Below are 15,808 nucleotides of genomic sequence, written 5' to 3' on the forward strand. Positions count from 1 at the left end.
GTTAAATCAGCGCTTCCATAAATGCTGGTGATTTTTTAGACTATCCAGTCCGCTCGCCCACTCGGGCAAATGCTTCCGCATCCAAATCTAGTGCTACGAGGAACACCATGGCCCGCGTTACCGTTGAAGACTGCCTGGACAACGTCGATAACCGCTTCGAGCTGGTCATGCTCGCGACCAAGCGTTCCCGTCAGCTCGCTACCGGCGGCAAAGAGCCCAAGGTAGCCTGGGAAAACGACAAGCCCACCGTTGTGGCCCTGCGTGAAATCGCTGCCGGCCTGGTGGACTACGACGTCATCGCCCAGGACGACATCGTCGAGGACGAGCCGCTGTTCGCCGCATTCGAGGACGAGGCCAACGAGGCCCTGTAAGTCCATGCCGGGTCGACGTCGTACGGCGCAGGGCCGCAACAGCCGGGAAGGAGCATCACCTTGCCGAGCATAGACGCCCTCGCCGAACGCCTTTCGACCTACCTCGGCAATGACCAGGTCAACCTGGTCCGCCGAGCGTATTTCTACGCCGAGCAAGCCCATGACGGGCAGCGCCGCCGCAGCGGCGAGGCCTACGTCACCCACCCGCTCGCCGTCGCCAGCATCCTCGCCGACATGCACATGGACCATCAGAGCCTGATGGCCGCCATGCTGCACGACGTCATCGAGGACACCGGCATCGCCAAGGAAGCGCTCACCGCGCAATTCGGCGATACCGTCGCGGAGCTGGTGGACGGGGTCAGCAAGCTGACCCAGATGAACTTCGAGTCCAAGGCCGAGGCCCAGGCCGAGAACTTCCAGAAGATGGCCATGGCCATGGCGCGCGACATCCGCGTGATCCTGGTCAAGCTGGCCGACCGCCTGCACAACATGCGCACCCTGGAAGTGCTGTCCGGCGAGAAGCGCCGGCGCATCGCCAAGGAAACCCTCGAGATCTACGCCCCCATCGCCAACCGCCTGGGCATGCACAGCATGCGCATCGAGTTCGAGGACTTGGGCTTCAAGGCGATGCACCCGATGCGCTCCGAGCGCATCCGCGCAGCCGTCCGCCGCGCGCGGGGCAACCGCAAGGAAATCGTCAACAAGATCGAGGAATCGCTGACCCACTGCCTGGCCCGCGAAGGCATGGAAGGCGAGGTCATCGGCCGCGAGAAGCACCTCTACAGCATCTACAAGAAGATGCGCGGCAAGCGCCGGGCCTTCAACGAGATCATGGACGTCTACGCGTTCCGCATCATCGTCGACAAGGTCGATACCTGCTACCGCGTGCTCGGCGCCGTGCACAACCTGTACAAGCCGCTGCCAGGCCGCTTCAAGGACTACATCGCCATCCCCAAGGCCAACGGCTACCAGTCCTTGCACACCACGCTCTTCGGCATGCACGGCGTGCCCATCGAAATCCAGATCCGCACCCGCGAGATGGAAGAGATGGCCAACAACGGCATCGCCGCCCACTGGCTGTACAAGTCCGCCGAGGACGACCAGCCCAAGGGCACCCACGCCCGCGCGCGCCAGTGGGTCAAGGGCGTGCTGGAACTGCAGCAACGTGCCGGCAACTCCCTCGAATTCATCGAGAGCGTGAAGATCGACCTGTTCCCGGACGAGGTCTACGTCTTCACACCCAAGGGCCGCATCATGGAGCTGCCCAAGGGCTCCACGGCCGTCGACTTCGCCTACGCGGTGCACACCGACGTCGGCAACACCTGCATCGCCTGCCGCATCAACCGCCGCCTGGCGCCGCTGTCCGAACCGCTGCAGAGCGGCGAGACGGTGGAGATCGTCACCGCCCCCGGCGCGCGGCCCAACCCGGCCTGGCTCAACTTCGTGGTCACCGGCAAGGCCCGCACCCACATCCGCCACGCCCTCAAGCTGCAACGCCGCTCCGAGTCCATCAGCCTCGGCGAACGCCTGCTGAACAAGGTGCTGGCCGGCTTCGAAAGCGGCCTCGACCGCATCGCCCCCGAGCGTGTGCAGGCCGTGCTGGCCGAGTACCGCCTGGACGTGATCGAAGACCTGCTCGAAGACATCGGCCTGGGCAACCGCATGGCCTATGTGGTCGCCCGGCGCCTGCTGGCCAGCGAAGGCGAACAGTTGCCCAGCCCAGAGGGCCCACTGGCGATCCGCGGTACCGAAGGCCTGGTGCTCAGCTACGCCAAGTGCTGCACGCCGATCCCGGGCGACCCCATCGTCGGCCACCTGTCCGCCGGCAAGGGCATGGTCGTGCACCTGGAAAGCTGCAAGAACATCGGCGACATCCGCCACAACCCGGAGAAATGCATCCAGCTTTCCTGGGCCAAGGACGTCGCGGGCGAGTTCAACGTCGAACTGCGCGTCGAACTGGAGCACCAGCGCGGCCTCATCGCCCTGCTGGCCAGCAGCGTCAACGCCGCCGACGGCAATATCGAGAAGATCAGCATGGACGAGCGCGATGGCCGCATCAGCGTCGTCCAGCTGGTGGTCAGCGTGCACGACCGCGTGCACCTGGCCCGCGTGATCAAGAAGCTGCGCGCGCTGAAAGGGGTGATCCGCATCACCCGGGTGCGCGCGTAGCAGAACCCCCAGGACCAAGGAGTTCCGCATGAGCAAGACCGTGATCAACAGCGACAAGGCCCCCGCCGCCATCGGCACCTACTCCCAGGCGATCAAGGCCGGCAACACCGTCTACATGTCCGGGCAGATCCCGCTCGACCCCAAGACCATGGAACTGGTGGAAGGCTTCGAAGCCCAGACCGTCCAGGTGTTCGAGAACCTGAAAGCCGTCGCCGAAGCCGCTGGTGGCTCCTTCAAGGACATCGTCAAGCTCAACATCTTCCTCACCGACCTGTCGCACTTCGCCAAGGTCAACGAAGTGATGGGCCGCTACTTCGAACAGCCCTATCCCGCCCGCGCCGCCATCGGCGTCGCCGCCCTGCCGCGCGGCTCGCAGGTGGAAATGGACGCCATCCTGGTGATCGAATAACGATCGCCCGTGCGGGGCGCAGGCCCCGCCGCTCCACCCGCTTCAGGAAGGAACCCGCCATGCGCTCGACCCTCGCCCTGCTGATCGCCACGGCCGTCCTCGCCGGCTGCTCCAGCGCGCCCACCGACCCGAGCGGCATCTGGATCAACCAGACCGCCATCGACGAGGCCGCCAAGGAGGGCAAGCTGCGCGAGTCCCTGCTCGCCTACGGTCCCAACCTGGAATGGCAGATCGACGCCAAGGCCGGCACCGCCAACTACAGCAACGGCTTCGAGCTGGGCGAAGGCCGCCTGGTCAGCCAGGGCAAGGCACACTGGCGCGTCGACTTCTACGGCGATGAATTCCACGAGCAGCTCAGCCTCAATGGCAAGGAACTGGTACAGAAAGCCAGCGAGAACCTGCCCGAGCAGCGCTTCGTCCATCCCGCCAAGCCCGCCGCGGCCGACGCCCCGGAAGGCAGCAGTTTCGAATATGCCCTCTACCAGGCCTACCTCGGCGGCACCTGGAAGATCCTCGAAGGCACGGGCCAGGGCGGCCTGGTGCTGTTCCACCCCGACGGCCGCCTCGAAGGCCTGCCCGGCGCCGACCGTTTCGCCCTGTGCCTGGCGGGCGACTGCGCCGCCATGAGCGGCGAAAACGACAGCATCTGGCTGCAACTGGGCGCCCAGGGCAACCCCTGGATCTTCGTCCACGACGGCAACCGCCTGGAGATACTCGAGGCCGGCAACCGTTCGCAGATCGACGAGATGCCCGAGTACGCCCCCGGCAAGCGCGCCTGGCTGCTGGAACGCCAGTAGGCCCTCAGCAGGCGCCGGCCACCAGCCACGCGCCCAACGCCGCCAGCAAGGCCCCGCAGGCCCTGTCCAGCAGCGCCACCCGGCGCTGCAGCCAGAGCCGCCAGCGCGAATGCCCCAGCAGGCGCACCAGCCCCATGTCCCAGGCCAGCACCACCAGGGTCATCCATAGCATCGACAGCCCCAGCCCCCATCCGGGCATTGCCGCACCCCGCAGCGCGCCGAACAGCCCCGCGTAGAAGATCGGCAGCTTGGGGTTCAGGCTGCTCGCCGCCAGCCCCTCCAGCATTCCCCGCCGCCAGGAGCCCTCCGCTCCGGTATCGCCCTCCTCGGGCAGTTGCAGACGGCGCCGCGCCACCAGCGCCTGTCCACCCAGCCAGAGGAAGTAGGCGCCGCCCAGCAACTGCAGCCCCCGCCACAACCCGCCGCCCTCGGCCGGCAGCAGGCTCAATGCCAGCAGCACCAGCAGCATGCTCGCCAGGTTGGCCAGGGCGATGCCCGTCGCGCAGCCGTCGGCATGATGGCGGCCCCGGGTCAGGGCAGCGCGCAACAGCAGGAAGAAGTCCGGGCCGGGGGACAGCAAGGCGGCGAAGTGGGTGCCGGCGACCAGCAGGAACAGAGCGAACATCGAGAGGGCCTCCAGGGATCGAGGCACCAGTGTCATGGCCTGGGAGCGGCCCGGTCTTGGAGAAAACTCAGGTGCGCGCGGCGCGGCGGAACTGCCCCGGGGTCACCCCGGTGAAGCGCTTGAAGGTGCCGGAGAAGTGCGCCTGGTCGTAGAAGCCGAGGCCGAGCGCTACCTCCAGCGGCGTCTGGTCCCCCAGCAGCAGGCGCTTGGCTTCGCGCACCCGGCGCTGCAGCAGGTAGGTGTGCGGCGGCACGCCATAGGCACGGCGGAACGCCTCGATCAGGTGGCGTGGATGGCGCTGCACCAGCGCCGCCAACTGCTCCAGGCTGACGGCCTCGGCATGGTGGGCCTCCAGGTAGTCGCGCAGGAAGGCGGTCATGCCCCCATCCCGGCTCGCCGGCGCCGCCGCGCGCAGCCCGCCATGGCGCACGAAGACGCGCTCCAGCAGCGCCAGCAGCTCGCTTTCCAGGGTCAGCGGATCATTGCGCCCGAACTCCTCGGCCAGGCGCGCCAGCCCCGCCGCAACGGCACCGTCGTCCACCGGGTTGAGCGCGGTGAAGCCGGTCGGCAGGCGCTTGCGCCCCAGCAGCGCCGGGAGGCGCGCTTCCTCGACATAGAGCATGCGGTAGACCAGCCGCTCGCTGATGGCATGCCCGGTATGCGGCTCCTCGGGGTTCATCAGCGACAGCGTGCCCGCCGCCAGGGCATGGCGCGCGCCCCGGCACTGGTAGCCGCCGATACCCTGGAGGATCGCACCGATGGCGAACGCATCGTGGCTGTGACGGCCGAAGGGCTGCCCGGAGAAATCCGCATGGAACAACTCCACCCCCGGCAGCCAGGGGCGGGCGAGCATGCGATTGGCGTCCAGGCTCAGGCCCCCTTCAGCACGGCGGCGTAGCCTTCGCGGTAGCTGGGGTAGAGCGGTCGCCAGCCCAGCGCCCGGGCACGGGCGTTGCTGCAGCGCTTGCTGCCGGCACGGCGCACGGTGGACTCCTCCGCCCACTCGGTGACACCCAGGGCCTCGCGCAGCCAGCCCACCACCTCGTGCAGCGGCGCCGGCGCATCGTCGACGCCCAGGTAATCCCCGGCGAGCTCGACACCGCGGGCATCGGCCTGGAGCAGGTAGGCCAGCAGGCCAGCGGCGTCTTCGGCGTGGATGCGGTTGGCGAACAGCGGCGGCTCGCTCACCACGCGGTAGCCCATGCGCACCTGCTTGAGCAGCCATTCGCGGCCGGGGCCGTAGATGCCGGTCAGGCGCACCACGGTCGCCGGGATGCCACTGCTGCGGGCGAGGCGCTCGGCCTCCAGCATGATCCGCCCGGAATAGCTCTCCGCCTCGGCAGGCGAATCCTCGTCGACCCACTGGCCATCCGCCTGGGCGTACACGCCGCTGCTGGACACGAAGAGCAGGCGACGCGGGCGCTGGCCGGACTGCTCCAGCCAGGCCAGCACATGACGCAGGCCCTCGACATAGGCGGAGCGGTAGCCGGGCTCGTCGTGCCGGGTGGCGGCGGCGCAATAGACCAGGTAGTCCAGCTGGCCCTGGGGCCAGGCCTGCGGGCGGGCGGGTGCTTCAAGGTCACCCGCGACCGGCAGCACGCCGACAGGCAGTGCCGAGGCATTTCGTCGCAACCCGTGGACGGGCCAGCCCGCTTCGAGCATACGTACGGCGAGCCGGCTGCCGACATCGCCGCAGCCGGCGATCAGCAAGGAGGGGGAGGCGGACATAGGGGGCGGGCTCCAGGGAAAAGTGCAGAGCATAGGGGGCGCAGGAGCAATCGCCAAACCCCCGCCGCCGGGCCGGACAAAGGTAATAAAGTTACATTGTCACTTTTATAAACAAGAATTACTTGCAATAATGTTCGCCCTTTTGTCCGTGATACCTCTATCGAATACGGACGAAACCGCAATTTTCTTTTCAGGTCCGGCCATGAAACCTATTGCATCCCTCGTCCAGCCCACCCTCGTCTCTCGCTTTTCCCGCCCCGTCGCGGCGCTGATGATCAGCCTGATGCTGCTCCCGGCTGGCGCGGCGCTGGCAGAGGAACCCACCAGTGCCGCCCCGGCAGCGGTCGAGGCCCCGGCAACCGCAGCGGCATCGGATGCCGCGCAGGCCGCCCCGGCGCAGGCTGGCACACCGGAGTCGGTCGGCCTGACCGCCCTGCGCGAGTCCATCGACACCCTGGGCCCGCAGGCCACCCCGGAGCAGATCCGCGAGGCGACCCGCCAGAAGATGCAGGAGCGTGGCGCCTCCGCCGAGGAGATCACCACCACCATGGACCGCCTCGCCGAAGGCGAGAAGCTCGGCCAGGACCTGGCCGCCGCGCTGAGCGGCGCCGCCCTGGATGGCGCGCTGGCCGGCGAGGAAGCCGACAACGGCCTGGGCCACGACCTGTCGCCCTGGGGCATGTACCAGAACGCCGACGTGGTGGTTAAGGGCGTGATGATCGGCCTGGTACTGGCCTCGATCCTCACCTGGACCGTCTGGGTCGCCAAGGGCATCGAGCTGCTGGGCGCCAAGCGCCGCCTGCGCGAGGAGCTGGCCCGGCTGAAAGCTGCACGCAACCTGCCGGAAGCCGCCGAAAGCGCCAGCCGCGAAGGCAGCCTGTCACGCGTCCTGGTGCACGACGCCCTGGAAGAGATGAAGCTCTCGGCCAACACCCGCGAGAAGGAAGGCATCAAGGAGCGCGTCAGCTTCCGCCTGGAGCGCCTGGTCGCCGCCAGCGGCCGGCAGATGAGCCAGGGCACCGGCGTACTCGCCACCATCGGTTCCACCGCGCCCTTCGTCGGCCTGTTCGGCACCGTGTGGGGCATCATGAATAGCTTCATCGGCATCGCCAAATCCCAGACCACCAACCTCGCCGTGGTCGCCCCCGGCATCGCCGAGGCCCTACTGGCCACCGCCATGGGCCTGGTGGCGGCGATTCCAGCCGTGGTGATCTACAACGTCTTCGCCCGCTCCATCGCCGGCTACAAGGCCCAGGTGGCCGACGCTTCCGCCCAGGTCCTGCTGCTGGTCAGCCGCGACCTGGACCACCTGCCTGCCGACCGCAGCCAGGCCCCGCACATGGTCAAGGTGAGCTGATCCGATGGGCCTGCATCTGAACGAGGGCGGTGACGATCTCCAGGAAACCCACGAGATCAACGTCACCCCATTCATCGACGTCATGCTGGTGCTGCTGATCATCTTCATGGTCGCGGCGCCCCTGGCCACGGTCGACATCAAGGTCGACCTGCCGGCATCCACCGCCAAGCCCGCGCCGCGCCCGGACAAGCCGATCTACCTGAGCATCAAGGAAGACCAGAGCCTGTACCTGGACAACGTGCAGGTCCCGCAGGAGCGGCTCGGCGCCGAACTGGACAAGCTGACCAACGCCGACAAGGACAAGACCATCTTCGTCCGCGGCGACAAGTCGGTCGACTACGGCAAGCTGATGGAAGTGATGGACGCCATGCGCGGCGCCGGCTACCTGAAGATCGGCCTGGTGGGACTCGAGACGGTCGGGAAGTAGATGAGCCAGGCAAAACGCAACCTGTGGTGGGCCTTCAGCCTCCTCGTCGTGTTCGGCATCCATGCACTGGTGTTCGTCTGGGCCCTGTTCTGGCACGCCACCGTCGAGCCCATCGAGCTGCCGCCGGCGGCCATGATGATCGAGCTGGAACCGCTGCCCGCGCCGGCCCCCGTGCCCACTCCGCCGCCGCCCCCGCGCGTCGAGCCGGAACCGGACCCGCTGCCCAAGCTGGCCGAGGCGCCGAAGCCGACCATCGCCATCGCGCCCAAGCCGAAACCCAAGCCGAAGCCGCCGAAACCCAAGCCCCCGGAGCCCAAGCCCGAGCAGAAGCCCCAGGAGCAGGAATCGACCAAGGAGACGGTTTCCGCGCCGACCACGGCGGCACCGAGTGACGCCAAGCCGGCCGCGCCGCAACAGAGCATGGCCAGCGCGCCCTCCCAGGCGAGGGAAACCTGGCAGAGCAAGCTGATGGCTCACCTGGCACGCTTCAAGAAGTACCCGGAAGACGCACGTCGCCGGAACTTCGAGGGCGTCAACCGCCTGCGCTTCACCGTGGACGGAGAAGGCAAGGTCACCGCCTACAGCATCACCGGCAAGTCGGGCAGCGCCTCGCTCGATCGCGCCACCCTGGAGATGATCCGACGCGCCCAGCCGCTGCCGCCCCCTCCGCCGGAGCTGCTGACCGACGGCGTGCTGGAAGTGACGGCCCCCTTCGTCTACTCCCTGGATCGCCGCCGCTGAGTTGATCCGCCCCCGCAAAGGGGGCGGCTGCTGTTGGTTCCATTGAGAGCAGCCGCTATGCTTGGGCCACTCCAATGGAATAAGACTATGACCCTCACCGAACTGCGCTACATCGTCACCCTCGCTCAGGAACAGCACTTCGGCCGCGCGGCGGAGCGTTGCCATGTCAGCCAGCCGACGCTGTCGGTGGGCGTGAAGAAGCTCGAGGACGAGCTGGGCGTGCTGATCTTCGAGCGCAGCAAGAGCGCGGTGCGCCTGACCCCGGTGGGCGAGGGCATCGTCACCCAGGCGCAGAAGGTGCTGGAGCAGGCCCAGGGCATCCGCGAACTGGCCCAGGCCGGCAAGAACCAGCTGACCGCACCGCTCAAGGTCGGCGCCATCTATACCGTCGGCCCCTACCTGTTCCCCCACCTGATTCCCCAGCTGCACCGCGTCGCACCGCAGATGCCGCTGTACATCGAAGAGAACTTCACCCACATCCTGCGCGACAAGCTGCGCACCGGCGAGCTGGACGCGATCATCATCGCGCTGCCCTTCGCCGAAGCCGATGTGCTGACCAAGCCCCTCTACGACGAGCCCTTCTACGTGCTGCTGCCGGCCAACCATCCCTGGACGGCGAAGAAGACCATCGACAGCGAGCTGCTCAACGACAAGAGCCTGCTGCTGCTCGGTGAAGGCCACTGCTTCCGCGACCAGGTGCTCGAAGCCTGCCCGACCCTGCGCAAGGGTGGCGAGGACAGCGCCAAGCACACGACCGTGGAATCCAGCTCCCTGGAAACCATCCGCCACATGGTCGCCTCCGGCCTCGGTGTCTCGATCCTGCCGTTCTCGGCGGTGGACAGCCATCACTACGCCCCGGGTGTGATCGAGATCCGCCCGCTGACCCCGCCGGTGCCGTTCCGCACCGTCGCCATCGCCTGGCGCGCCAGCTTCCCGCGCCCGCGAGCCATCGAGGTACTGGCCGACTCCATCCGCCTGTGCTCGGTGGCCCGCCCGCAGCAGGCACAGGCCGAACCGCAACCGGCATGACCGAGCTCTCTCAGGTTCCCGTCACCGTGCTCAAGGGCGTCGGTGACGCGCTGGCGGAGAAGCTCGCCAAGGTCGGCCTGGAGAACCTCCAGGACATCCTCTTCCACCTCCCGCTGCGCTACCAGGACCGCACCCGCGTGGTGCCCATCGGCGCCCTGCGCCCCGGCCAGGACGCGGTGGTCGAAGGCACCGTCACCGGCGCCGACGTGGTCATGGGCAAGCGCCGCAGCCTGCTGGTGCGCCTGCACGACGGCACGGGCGCGCTGAGCCTGCGCTTCTACCACTTCAGCAACGCGCAGAAGGAAGGCCTCAAGCGCGGCACCCAGCTGCGCTGCTACGGCGAGGCCCGCCCCGGCGCCTCGGGCCTGGAGATCTACCACCCCGAGTACCGCGCACTCAACGGCGACGAACCGGCCCCGGTGGAGCAGACCCTGACGCCCATCTACCCGACCACCGAAGGCCTGACCCAGCAACGCCTGCGCCAGCTCAGCCAGCTGGCGCTCGCCCGCCTGGGCCCGGAAAGCCTGCCGGACTGGCTGCCGGAGGAGCTGGCCCGCGACTACCGCCTGGGCCCGCTCGACGAAGCCATCCGCTACCTGCACCGGCCGCCGCCGGACGCCGATCTCGACGAACTCGCCGAAGGCCAGCACTGGGCCCAGCACCGCCTCGCCTTCGAGGAACTGCTCACCCACCAGCTTTCCCTGCAGCGGCTGCGTGAAACCCAGCGCGCCCAGCAGGCACCCCAGCTGCCACCGGCGAAGAAACTGCCACAACGCTACCTGGCCAACCTCGGCTTCAAACCCACCGGCGCCCAGCAACGGGTCGGCGCCGAAATCGCCTACGACCTCGCCCAGCCCGAGCCGATGCTGCGCCTGGTGCAGGGTGACGTCGGCGCCGGCAAGACCGTGGTCGCCGCGCTGGCGGCCCTGCAGGCCCTGGAGGCCGGCTACCAGGTCGCGCTGATGGCGCCCACCGAGATCCTCGCCGAGCAGCACTTCCTCAACTTCAGCAAATGGCTGCAGCCGCTGGGCATCGAAGTCGCCTGGCTCGCCGGCAAGCTCAAGGGCAAGGCACGCGCCGCCGCGCTGGAGCAGATCGCCGCTGGAGCCCCCATGGTCGTGGGCACCCATGCGCTGTTCCAGGACGAGGTGCAGTTCAAGCGCCTGGCCCTGGTGATCATCGACGAGCAGCACCGCTTCGGCGTGCAGCAGCGCCTGGCCCTGCGCAAGAAGGGCATCGACGGCCGCCTCAGCCCGCACCAGCTGATCATGACCGCCACGCCCATTCCGCGGACGCTGGCCATGAGCGCCTACGCCGACCTCGACACATCGATCCTCGACGAGCTGCCCCCCGGACGCACGCCGGTCAATACCGTGCTGGTGGCCGACAACCGCCGCATGGAGGTGATCGAGCGGGTCCGCGCCGCCTGCCAGGAAGGGCGCCAGGCCTACTGGGTCTGCACCCTGATCGAGGAATCCGAGGAGCTGACCTGCCAGGCTGCGGAAACCACCTTCGAGGAGCTATCGTCCGCCCTTGGCGAGCTGCGCGTGGGGCTGATCCACGGCCGCATGAAGGCGCCGGAGAAGGCGGCGGTGATGGACGAGTTCAAGCAGGGCAAGCTGCAGCTGCTGGTGGCGACCACGGTGATCGAGGTGGGCGTCGACGTGCCCAACTCCAGCCTGATGATCATCGAGAACCCCGAGCGCCTCGGCCTGGCCCAGCTGCACCAGCTGCGCGGGCGTGTCGGCCGAGGCAGCGCCGCCAGCCACTGCGTGCTGCTCTACCACCCGCCGCTGTCGCAGCTGGGCCGCGAGCGCCTGGGCATCATGCGCGAGACCAGCGACGGCTTCGTGATCGCCGAGAAGGACCTGGAGCTGCGCGGGCCCGGCGAGATGCTGGGCACCCGGCAGACCGGCCTGCTGCAGTTCAAGGTCGCCGACCTGATGCGCGACGCCGACCTGCTGCCGGCCGTGCGCGACGCCGCGCAAGCCTTGATGGAACGCTGGCCCCAGCACGTGAGTCCGTTATTGGAGCGCTGGTTGCGCCACGGCCAGCAATACGGCCAAGTGTGACGTGGCGCACATTGCGCCGGTCGCCTGACCCATCAGTCACCCAGGCCGCTCGTTATACTCAGGGCAGTCGCTTTTTCGCTGGATGCTACCCATGACCGAAGTCGCTCTCGCTCCAGATTCAGAACCCCAAGCCCCATCGGTGATCCTGCAACTGCTGGACAAACTGGGCCTGGCCTACCAGATACGCCTCGAAGAGCCCTCCCTGGAGCCGGCCCGTCGCGTACAGGCGGTTCTGTTGGAAGACGCGGTCGGCACCCTGCTGGTGTTCTACCCGCGCAACCAGTTGCTGGACCTCAACCGTCTCGCCGAACTCACCGGCCGCAAGCTGGTGGCGGTGAAGCCGGAGCGCTTCGACCGCATGCTCGGCAAGCACGACCTCAACACCCTGCCGGCCCTGCCGCCGCTGACCAGCTCGCCGTGCCTGTATGACGAGCGCCTGCTGCAGGAACCGCAGCTGCTGATCGAATCCGGCCACTCCGGCGTATTGCTGGAACTGGCCGCCGAGGATTTCCGCCAGCTGCTGAGCAAGGCCAGCGCCGCCCGCTTCGGCGTGCCGCTGAGCAGCATCCGCCTCAACCTCGATCGCCCTGACGACGACCGCGCCGAGATCACCCAGGCGGTGCAGGCCTTCACCGCCCGCCGTATCCAGCAGCGCCTCGAGGAGACCATCGAGATCCCGCCGCTGCCGGAAACCGCGCAGAAGATCATCAAGCTGCGGGTCGACCCCAACGCCACCGTCGACGACATCACCGGCGTGGTCGAGACCGACCCGGCCCTGGCCGCCCAGGTGGTGAGCTGGGCGGCGTCGCCCTATTACGCCGCGCCCGGCAAGATCCGCTCGGTGGAGGACGCCATCGTCCGCGTGCTGGGCTTCGACCTGGTGATCAACCTCGCCCTCGGCCTGGCCCTGGGCAAGACCCTGAGCCTGCCCCGCGAGCAGCCGCAACACGCCACGCCCTACTGGCACCAGGCGATCTACACCGCCGCCGTGATCGAGGGCCTGACCCGCGCCATCCCCCGCGCGCAGCGCCCCGAAGCCGGGCTGACCTACCTCGGCGGCCTGCTGCACAACTTCGGCTACCTGGTGCTGGCCCATGTCTTTCCGCCGCATTTCACGCTGATCTGCCGCCACCTGGAGGTCAACCCGCACCTGGCACACGGCTATGTCGAGCAGCACCTGCTGGGCATCACCCGCGAGCAGATCGGCAGCTGGCTGATGCGCTTCTGGGACATGCCGGAGGAGCTGGCCACCAGCCTGCGCTTCCAGCACGACCCGCACTACGACGGCGCCCATGCCGCCTACCCGAACCTCGTCTGCCTGGCCGTCAGCCTGCTGCGCTCCCGCGGCATCGGCACCGGCCCGGTGGAGGAAATCCCCGATGAGCTGTTCGAGCGCCTGGGGCTGTCCCGCGACAAGGCCGAGGAATCGGTGAGCAAGGTGCTGGAGGCCGAGGCCGCGCTGCGCGAGCTGGCCTCCCAGTTCAACCCGCCACACTGACGCGGGCAGTCGCAGAAAAGGGGCCTGGTGGCCCCTTTTTTCATGGCTGCGCTGGCGCCTCGCTGCGCACTACTTGAGCAGCGCCCGACGCTTGGCGAAGACCCCGGGCAGCGCCTCCAGGCTCAGCTCCAGCAGCTGCTTGACCGCAGGCCGCTCGTAGAGCTCCGCATAGGCCCGGACATCGTCGCTGGGCATCTGCCGGTAGGCGTACAGCATGAAGGACTCCACCGCCTGCTCACTGCTCGCGCGGATGCCTTCGGCCTGCTTGGCGGTCTGTTCGGCCAGGGCCTTCTCGCCGATCTTCTCGCCGCGCTGGCGCAGGGTCAGCATGGCCAGGGTCTTGCCCACTTCGTAGCGCAGCAGCGCGGCCAGGTCGGTGGTTCGCGCCGCGCGGTCGAGCCGGCGCACCAGCTCCAGGCGATCGGCACGCGGCGGCTTGCTCGCCAGCTGGGTGCGGTAGCTGGCCAGTCCTTCGCCCACATCGCGCTCAGCCGCAGTGAAGCGCTGCGCCAAGGGGCTATCGAGGGCGGCCTCGACCTCGGCGAGCTGCTCGGCGCTGACCTTGGGCGCGACGGCAGCGGCCAGGTCACGGCACATCGCGTCGGCTTCGAAGGCCTTGTTCAGCTGCTTGAGGTAGCGTTCCGGCGCGCCGCGCTGCAACAGCGGGCCGCTCTGCTCGCAGAGCAGGCGTACACCGGCCAGCTCGAAGGCCTTGGCCAGATCGTCGGGTTTCGGGGCCGCGAAAGCGGTGAGGCTGCCGAGCAGCAGCGGTAGGGCGAGGAGGGCACGCATGAGCTGGATTCCATCGATACGAGCACCCCTCGCCAGAGAGGGGCGCACAGGAATCAGCCTAGCGAAAGCACCGCGCGCCGACCAGCGACGACGCGGCCGAATGCGGATCAGGCAGCCTTTTTGGCCGCAGCCTTCTTCTTCGGCACCAGGTACTTGGTCAGGCCCTGGAACCAGATCACCAGCGCGGGGTTGCCCTGGATCTGGATGTCCTTGTTCTGGATGCCCTGCATGAAGGCCAGCTGCTTGTTCTTGGCGTTCATGGTGGCGAAGCCGTAGGCGCCGTCCTTGAAGCCGATGGCGAAGGCCGGGGCCTCGGCGGTGCCGCGCTTGCTGGTCACGCGCTGGTCTCTGACGATGAAGTGCCGCGCGACCTTGCCGTCCAGGGTATGCAGCTGGAAGACCAGGTCCTTGCCGGCGAGCTGCTCCTGAAAAGCGGCGTTGTCACGGCTGGCCTTGGCCATCAGGCGGCCCAGCATCCAGAGGAGAAGACGGAATTTCATGCGCACGAGCCTCGGCTGAAAATGGAACGGCGGCGCATTGTAGCGGTTTGCGAGAAGGACTACAGCCAGACTTGGGATGGGCAGAACGTGCTGTCAGATCACACCCGGAGCCTGGCGGCCCCGGGTGTCCATGGCCTTAGTTGACCGCGTCCTTCAATAACCATTGAGAAATACCGTTTCATTTTTTGAAACACCGCCACCCCCCACCAGATCAGCTCACCGTTGAGAATTCTTTTGATCAAGCAGAACATTCGTTTCATTTTATAGAAAAAAGCTTGCCCCTTCGGGCGAAAACACCCTCAGGTGCTTCTACCCGGCATGTCAAAATCGTCTCCATGTATCCTTTCGCCGCCCAAAAATGACAGCTATTGCAAAACTCATTTCGATCAAAATCCTTGTCGCTCACGATCACCCGGCACTGCGCTCACATATTCGAACCTGCCTTGAGAAGTTTGGCTACGAGGTAACAGAGACAGAAAGCTGCAAGCAAGCCACAATCGTCATGAATACATCAAAGTTCTCGGCGATGGTTTTTAATGGTGACGCGCCAGACTTTTTATCCGAAGCCCCTTTAATAATCAGGTGCTCAACTATAAACAAAGACACCCCATGCATTATTTTGGCGCAAGCTAATTCACTGATCATTAATAATAAAACCTTCAACCCGAAGATTGATGATTACTTGCTTAAGCCATTCAAAATTGAGGTTATTGCAAAGCGCATCGCCGCCATAATAAAACCGAAGAATCTAGGATCTATTACGTCTATAGGCAGCATGACACTTTGCGACAAAAAAGGGACGCTCACTATTGGCGGATCAACGTCGAGGCTTCCGAAAAGGCAACATCAAATACTCTTTACACTAGCCAAACATGCGCCTCGAGTAGTCCATCAAGATCTAATTATTGCTGCACTTGATGCTCAGAAAGAATGCAAATCAAGCGATGATACGACTATCAAGTCTACGATTTATCGATTGCGCAAGAGCTTGCGAGATGCTGGCAGTGATGTACGCATCAAAAACGTTCGGGGATGTGGATACAGAGTCCAAATCCCAGAATGCGAGCCATCGGACTGAAAGCCCACTCGGCCTCAGCTAAAATTCGCGGCAAATATTCAAATACGGATGAGGAACATATCCCCAATGGCATAGAGCGGGTAAGAGTCGTTACATCTACGCTTACTCTCGGCGAATTTTAAGGCCTCCCACTACCAATAAGGAATTCTGGTTTGGGTCTGACCGCATAATCCGAGCTGGCTTTGGTTTTTTATTTCCAAGCCTCCTCCACAGCG

Annotated in this window: 16 protein-coding genes; 11 read left to right on the top strand and 5 right to left on the bottom strand. The window is 66.3% G+C overall.

The genetic code is table 11. The features are described from left to right. Window positions 1-107 precede the first annotated feature (107 nt). Genes rpoZ through HSX14_RS01095 form a run of 4 tightly spaced genes read left to right on the top strand, consistent with a single transcriptional unit; the run spans window position 108 to window position 3,746 of the window. Entirely contained in the window at window positions 108-371 is a 264-nt protein-coding gene (rpoZ, locus tag HSX14_RS01080) for a DNA-directed RNA polymerase subunit omega (protein ID WP_111262951.1), read from the top strand. Between the two features lie 60 nt (window positions 372-431). Beyond that, window positions 432-2,540: a bifunctional GTP diphosphokinase/guanosine-3',5'-bis pyrophosphate 3'-pyrophosphohydrolase gene (gene spoT / locus HSX14_RS01085; protein ID WP_111262950.1), complete on the top strand. Its 2,109-nt coding sequence runs from the start codon at window positions 432-434 to the stop codon at window positions 2,538-2,540. 28 nt (window positions 2,541-2,568) lie between these two features. Continuing rightward, on the top strand, window positions 2,569-2,949 hold the full coding sequence (locus tag HSX14_RS01090; protein WP_021218912.1) for a RidA family protein: 381 nt from the start codon (window positions 2,569-2,571) through the stop codon (window positions 2,947-2,949). 59 nt (window positions 2,950-3,008) lie between these two features. Continuing rightward, complete coding sequence (locus HSX14_RS01095) at window positions 3,009-3,746, top strand: putative periplasmic lipoprotein (protein ID WP_173178550.1); 738 nt, start codon at window positions 3,009-3,011, stop codon at window positions 3,744-3,746. A gap of 4 nt (window positions 3,747-3,750) precedes the next feature. Here HSX14_RS01095 and HSX14_RS01100 read toward each other — a convergent pair whose 3' ends face one another. The 3 genes from HSX14_RS01100 to HSX14_RS01110 all read right to left on the bottom strand — a co-directional run bounded on the left by HSX14_RS01100 (window position 3,751) and on the right by HSX14_RS01110 (window position 6,099). After that, window positions 3,751-4,371 (bottom strand): LysE family translocator, encoded by a 621-nt coding sequence (locus HSX14_RS01100; protein ID WP_173178551.1) that lies wholly within the window; start codon window positions 4,369-4,371, stop codon window positions 3,751-3,753. Between the two features lie 67 nt (window positions 4,372-4,438). Further along, window positions 4,439-5,239, bottom strand: a complete 801-nt coding sequence (locus tag HSX14_RS01105; protein ID WP_173178560.1) for a helix-turn-helix transcriptional regulator — start codon at window positions 5,237-5,239, stop codon at window positions 4,439-4,441. Between the two features lie 2 nt (window positions 5,240-5,241). After that, on the bottom strand, window positions 5,242-6,099 hold the full coding sequence (locus HSX14_RS01110; RefSeq protein ID WP_173178552.1) for an NAD-dependent epimerase/dehydratase family protein: 858 nt from the start codon (window positions 6,097-6,099) through the stop codon (window positions 5,242-5,244). Between the two features lie 268 nt (window positions 6,100-6,367). Between HSX14_RS01110 and exbB the strand changes: the two genes are divergently transcribed. The 6 genes from exbB to HSX14_RS01140 all read left to right on the top strand — a co-directional run bounded on the left by exbB (window position 6,368) and on the right by HSX14_RS01140 (window position 13,223). Next, window positions 6,368-7,456, top strand: a complete 1,089-nt coding sequence (exbB, locus tag HSX14_RS01115) for a tonB-system energizer ExbB (protein WP_373874670.1) — start codon at window positions 6,368-6,370, stop codon at window positions 7,454-7,456. A 4-nt stretch (window positions 7,457-7,460) separates the two neighbouring features. Further along, window positions 7,461-7,883: a TonB system transport protein ExbD gene (gene exbD, locus HSX14_RS01120; RefSeq protein ID WP_173178554.1), complete on the top strand. Its 423-nt coding sequence runs from the start codon at window positions 7,461-7,463 to the stop codon at window positions 7,881-7,883. Next, window positions 7,884-8,624, top strand: coding sequence for an energy transducer TonB (locus HSX14_RS01125; protein ID WP_173178555.1), 741 nt, complete (start codon window positions 7,884-7,886; stop codon window positions 8,622-8,624). An 87-nt stretch (window positions 8,625-8,711) separates the two neighbouring features. Beyond that, window positions 8,712-9,653, top strand: a complete 942-nt coding sequence (locus HSX14_RS01130) for a hydrogen peroxide-inducible genes activator (RefSeq protein ID WP_111259368.1) — start codon at window positions 8,712-8,714, stop codon at window positions 9,651-9,653. After that, window positions 9,650-11,725: an ATP-dependent DNA helicase RecG gene (gene recG, locus HSX14_RS01135; RefSeq protein ID WP_173178556.1), complete on the top strand. Its 2,076-nt coding sequence runs from the start codon at window positions 9,650-9,652 to the stop codon at window positions 11,723-11,725. The genes HSX14_RS01130 and recG overlap by 4 nt, the downstream gene beginning before the upstream one ends. Before the next feature lie 91 nt (window positions 11,726-11,816). Next, a complete protein-coding gene (locus tag HSX14_RS01140; protein WP_173178557.1) occupies window positions 11,817-13,223 on the top strand; it encodes an aminoacyl-tRNA deacylase and HDOD domain-containing protein in 1,407 nt (468 codons plus the stop codon). Between the two features lie 69 nt (window positions 13,224-13,292). Here the strand turns inward: HSX14_RS01140 and HSX14_RS01145 are convergent, their stop codons facing one another. Both HSX14_RS01145 and HSX14_RS01150 read right to left on the bottom strand, forming a co-directional pair. After that, complete coding sequence (locus HSX14_RS01145; protein ID WP_173178558.1) at window positions 13,293-14,015, bottom strand: hypothetical protein; 723 nt, start codon at window positions 14,013-14,015, stop codon at window positions 13,293-13,295. 107 nt (window positions 14,016-14,122) lie between these two features. Continuing rightward, the gene (locus HSX14_RS01150; protein WP_173178559.1) at window positions 14,123-14,515 is read right to left on the bottom strand and encodes a helicase; all 393 of its coding nucleotides are present in this window, start codon (window positions 14,513-14,515) and stop codon (window positions 14,123-14,125) included. 358 nt (window positions 14,516-14,873) lie between these two features. On the opposite strand from HSX14_RS01150, the gene HSX14_RS01155 reads away from it, so the two are divergent. Continuing rightward, window positions 14,874-15,593 (top strand): response regulator transcription factor, encoded by a 720-nt coding sequence (locus HSX14_RS01155; RefSeq protein WP_081672164.1) that lies wholly within the window; start codon window positions 14,874-14,876, stop codon window positions 15,591-15,593. Window positions 15,594-15,808 lie beyond the last annotated feature (215 nt).

The sequence above is a fragment of the Pseudomonas tohonis genome (assembly GCF_012767755.2).
Taxonomy (GTDB): Bacteria; Pseudomonadota; Gammaproteobacteria; order Pseudomonadales; family Pseudomonadaceae; genus Metapseudomonas; species Metapseudomonas tohonis.

What these genes read in the sequence shown, in the direction of transcription:
- HSX14_RS01100 (WP_173178551.1), bottom strand. Translation starts at nt 4,371, where the DNA reads ATGTTCGCTCTGTTCCTGCTGGTCGCCGGCACCCACTTCGCCGCCTTG.
- HSX14_RS01095 (WP_173178550.1), top strand. Translation starts at nt 3,009, where the DNA reads ATGCGCTCGACCCTCGCCCTGCTGATCGCCACGGCCGTCCTCGCCGGC.
- rpoZ (WP_111262951.1), top strand. Translation starts at nt 108, where the DNA reads ATGGCCCGCGTTACCGTTGAAGACTGCCTGGACAACGTCGATAACCGC.
- HSX14_RS01110 (WP_173178552.1), bottom strand. Translation starts at nt 6,099, where the DNA reads ATGTCCGCCTCCCCCTCCTTGCTGATCGCCGGCTGCGGCGATGTCGGC.
- HSX14_RS01150 (WP_173178559.1), bottom strand. Translation starts at nt 14,515, where the DNA reads ATGAAATTCCGTCTTCTCCTCTGGATGCTGGGCCGCCTGATGGCCAAG.
- HSX14_RS01125 (WP_173178555.1), top strand. Translation starts at nt 7,884, where the DNA reads ATGAGCCAGGCAAAACGCAACCTGTGGTGGGCCTTCAGCCTCCTCGTC.
- HSX14_RS01145 (WP_173178558.1), bottom strand. Translation starts at nt 14,015, where the DNA reads ATGCGTGCCCTCCTCGCCCTACCGCTGCTGCTCGGCAGCCTCACCGCT.
- HSX14_RS01090 (WP_021218912.1), top strand. Translation starts at nt 2,569, where the DNA reads ATGAGCAAGACCGTGATCAACAGCGACAAGGCCCCCGCCGCCATCGGC.
- recG (WP_173178556.1), top strand. Translation starts at nt 9,650, where the DNA reads ATGACCGAGCTCTCTCAGGTTCCCGTCACCGTGCTCAAGGGCGTCGGT.
- HSX14_RS01140 (WP_173178557.1), top strand. Translation starts at nt 11,817, where the DNA reads ATGACCGAAGTCGCTCTCGCTCCAGATTCAGAACCCCAAGCCCCATCG.
- HSX14_RS01130 (WP_111259368.1), top strand. Translation starts at nt 8,712, where the DNA reads ATGACCCTCACCGAACTGCGCTACATCGTCACCCTCGCTCAGGAACAG.
- HSX14_RS01155 (WP_081672164.1), top strand. Translation starts at nt 14,874, where the DNA reads ATGACAGCTATTGCAAAACTCATTTCGATCAAAATCCTTGTCGCTCAC.
- exbD (WP_173178554.1), top strand. Translation starts at nt 7,461, where the DNA reads ATGGGCCTGCATCTGAACGAGGGCGGTGACGATCTCCAGGAAACCCAC.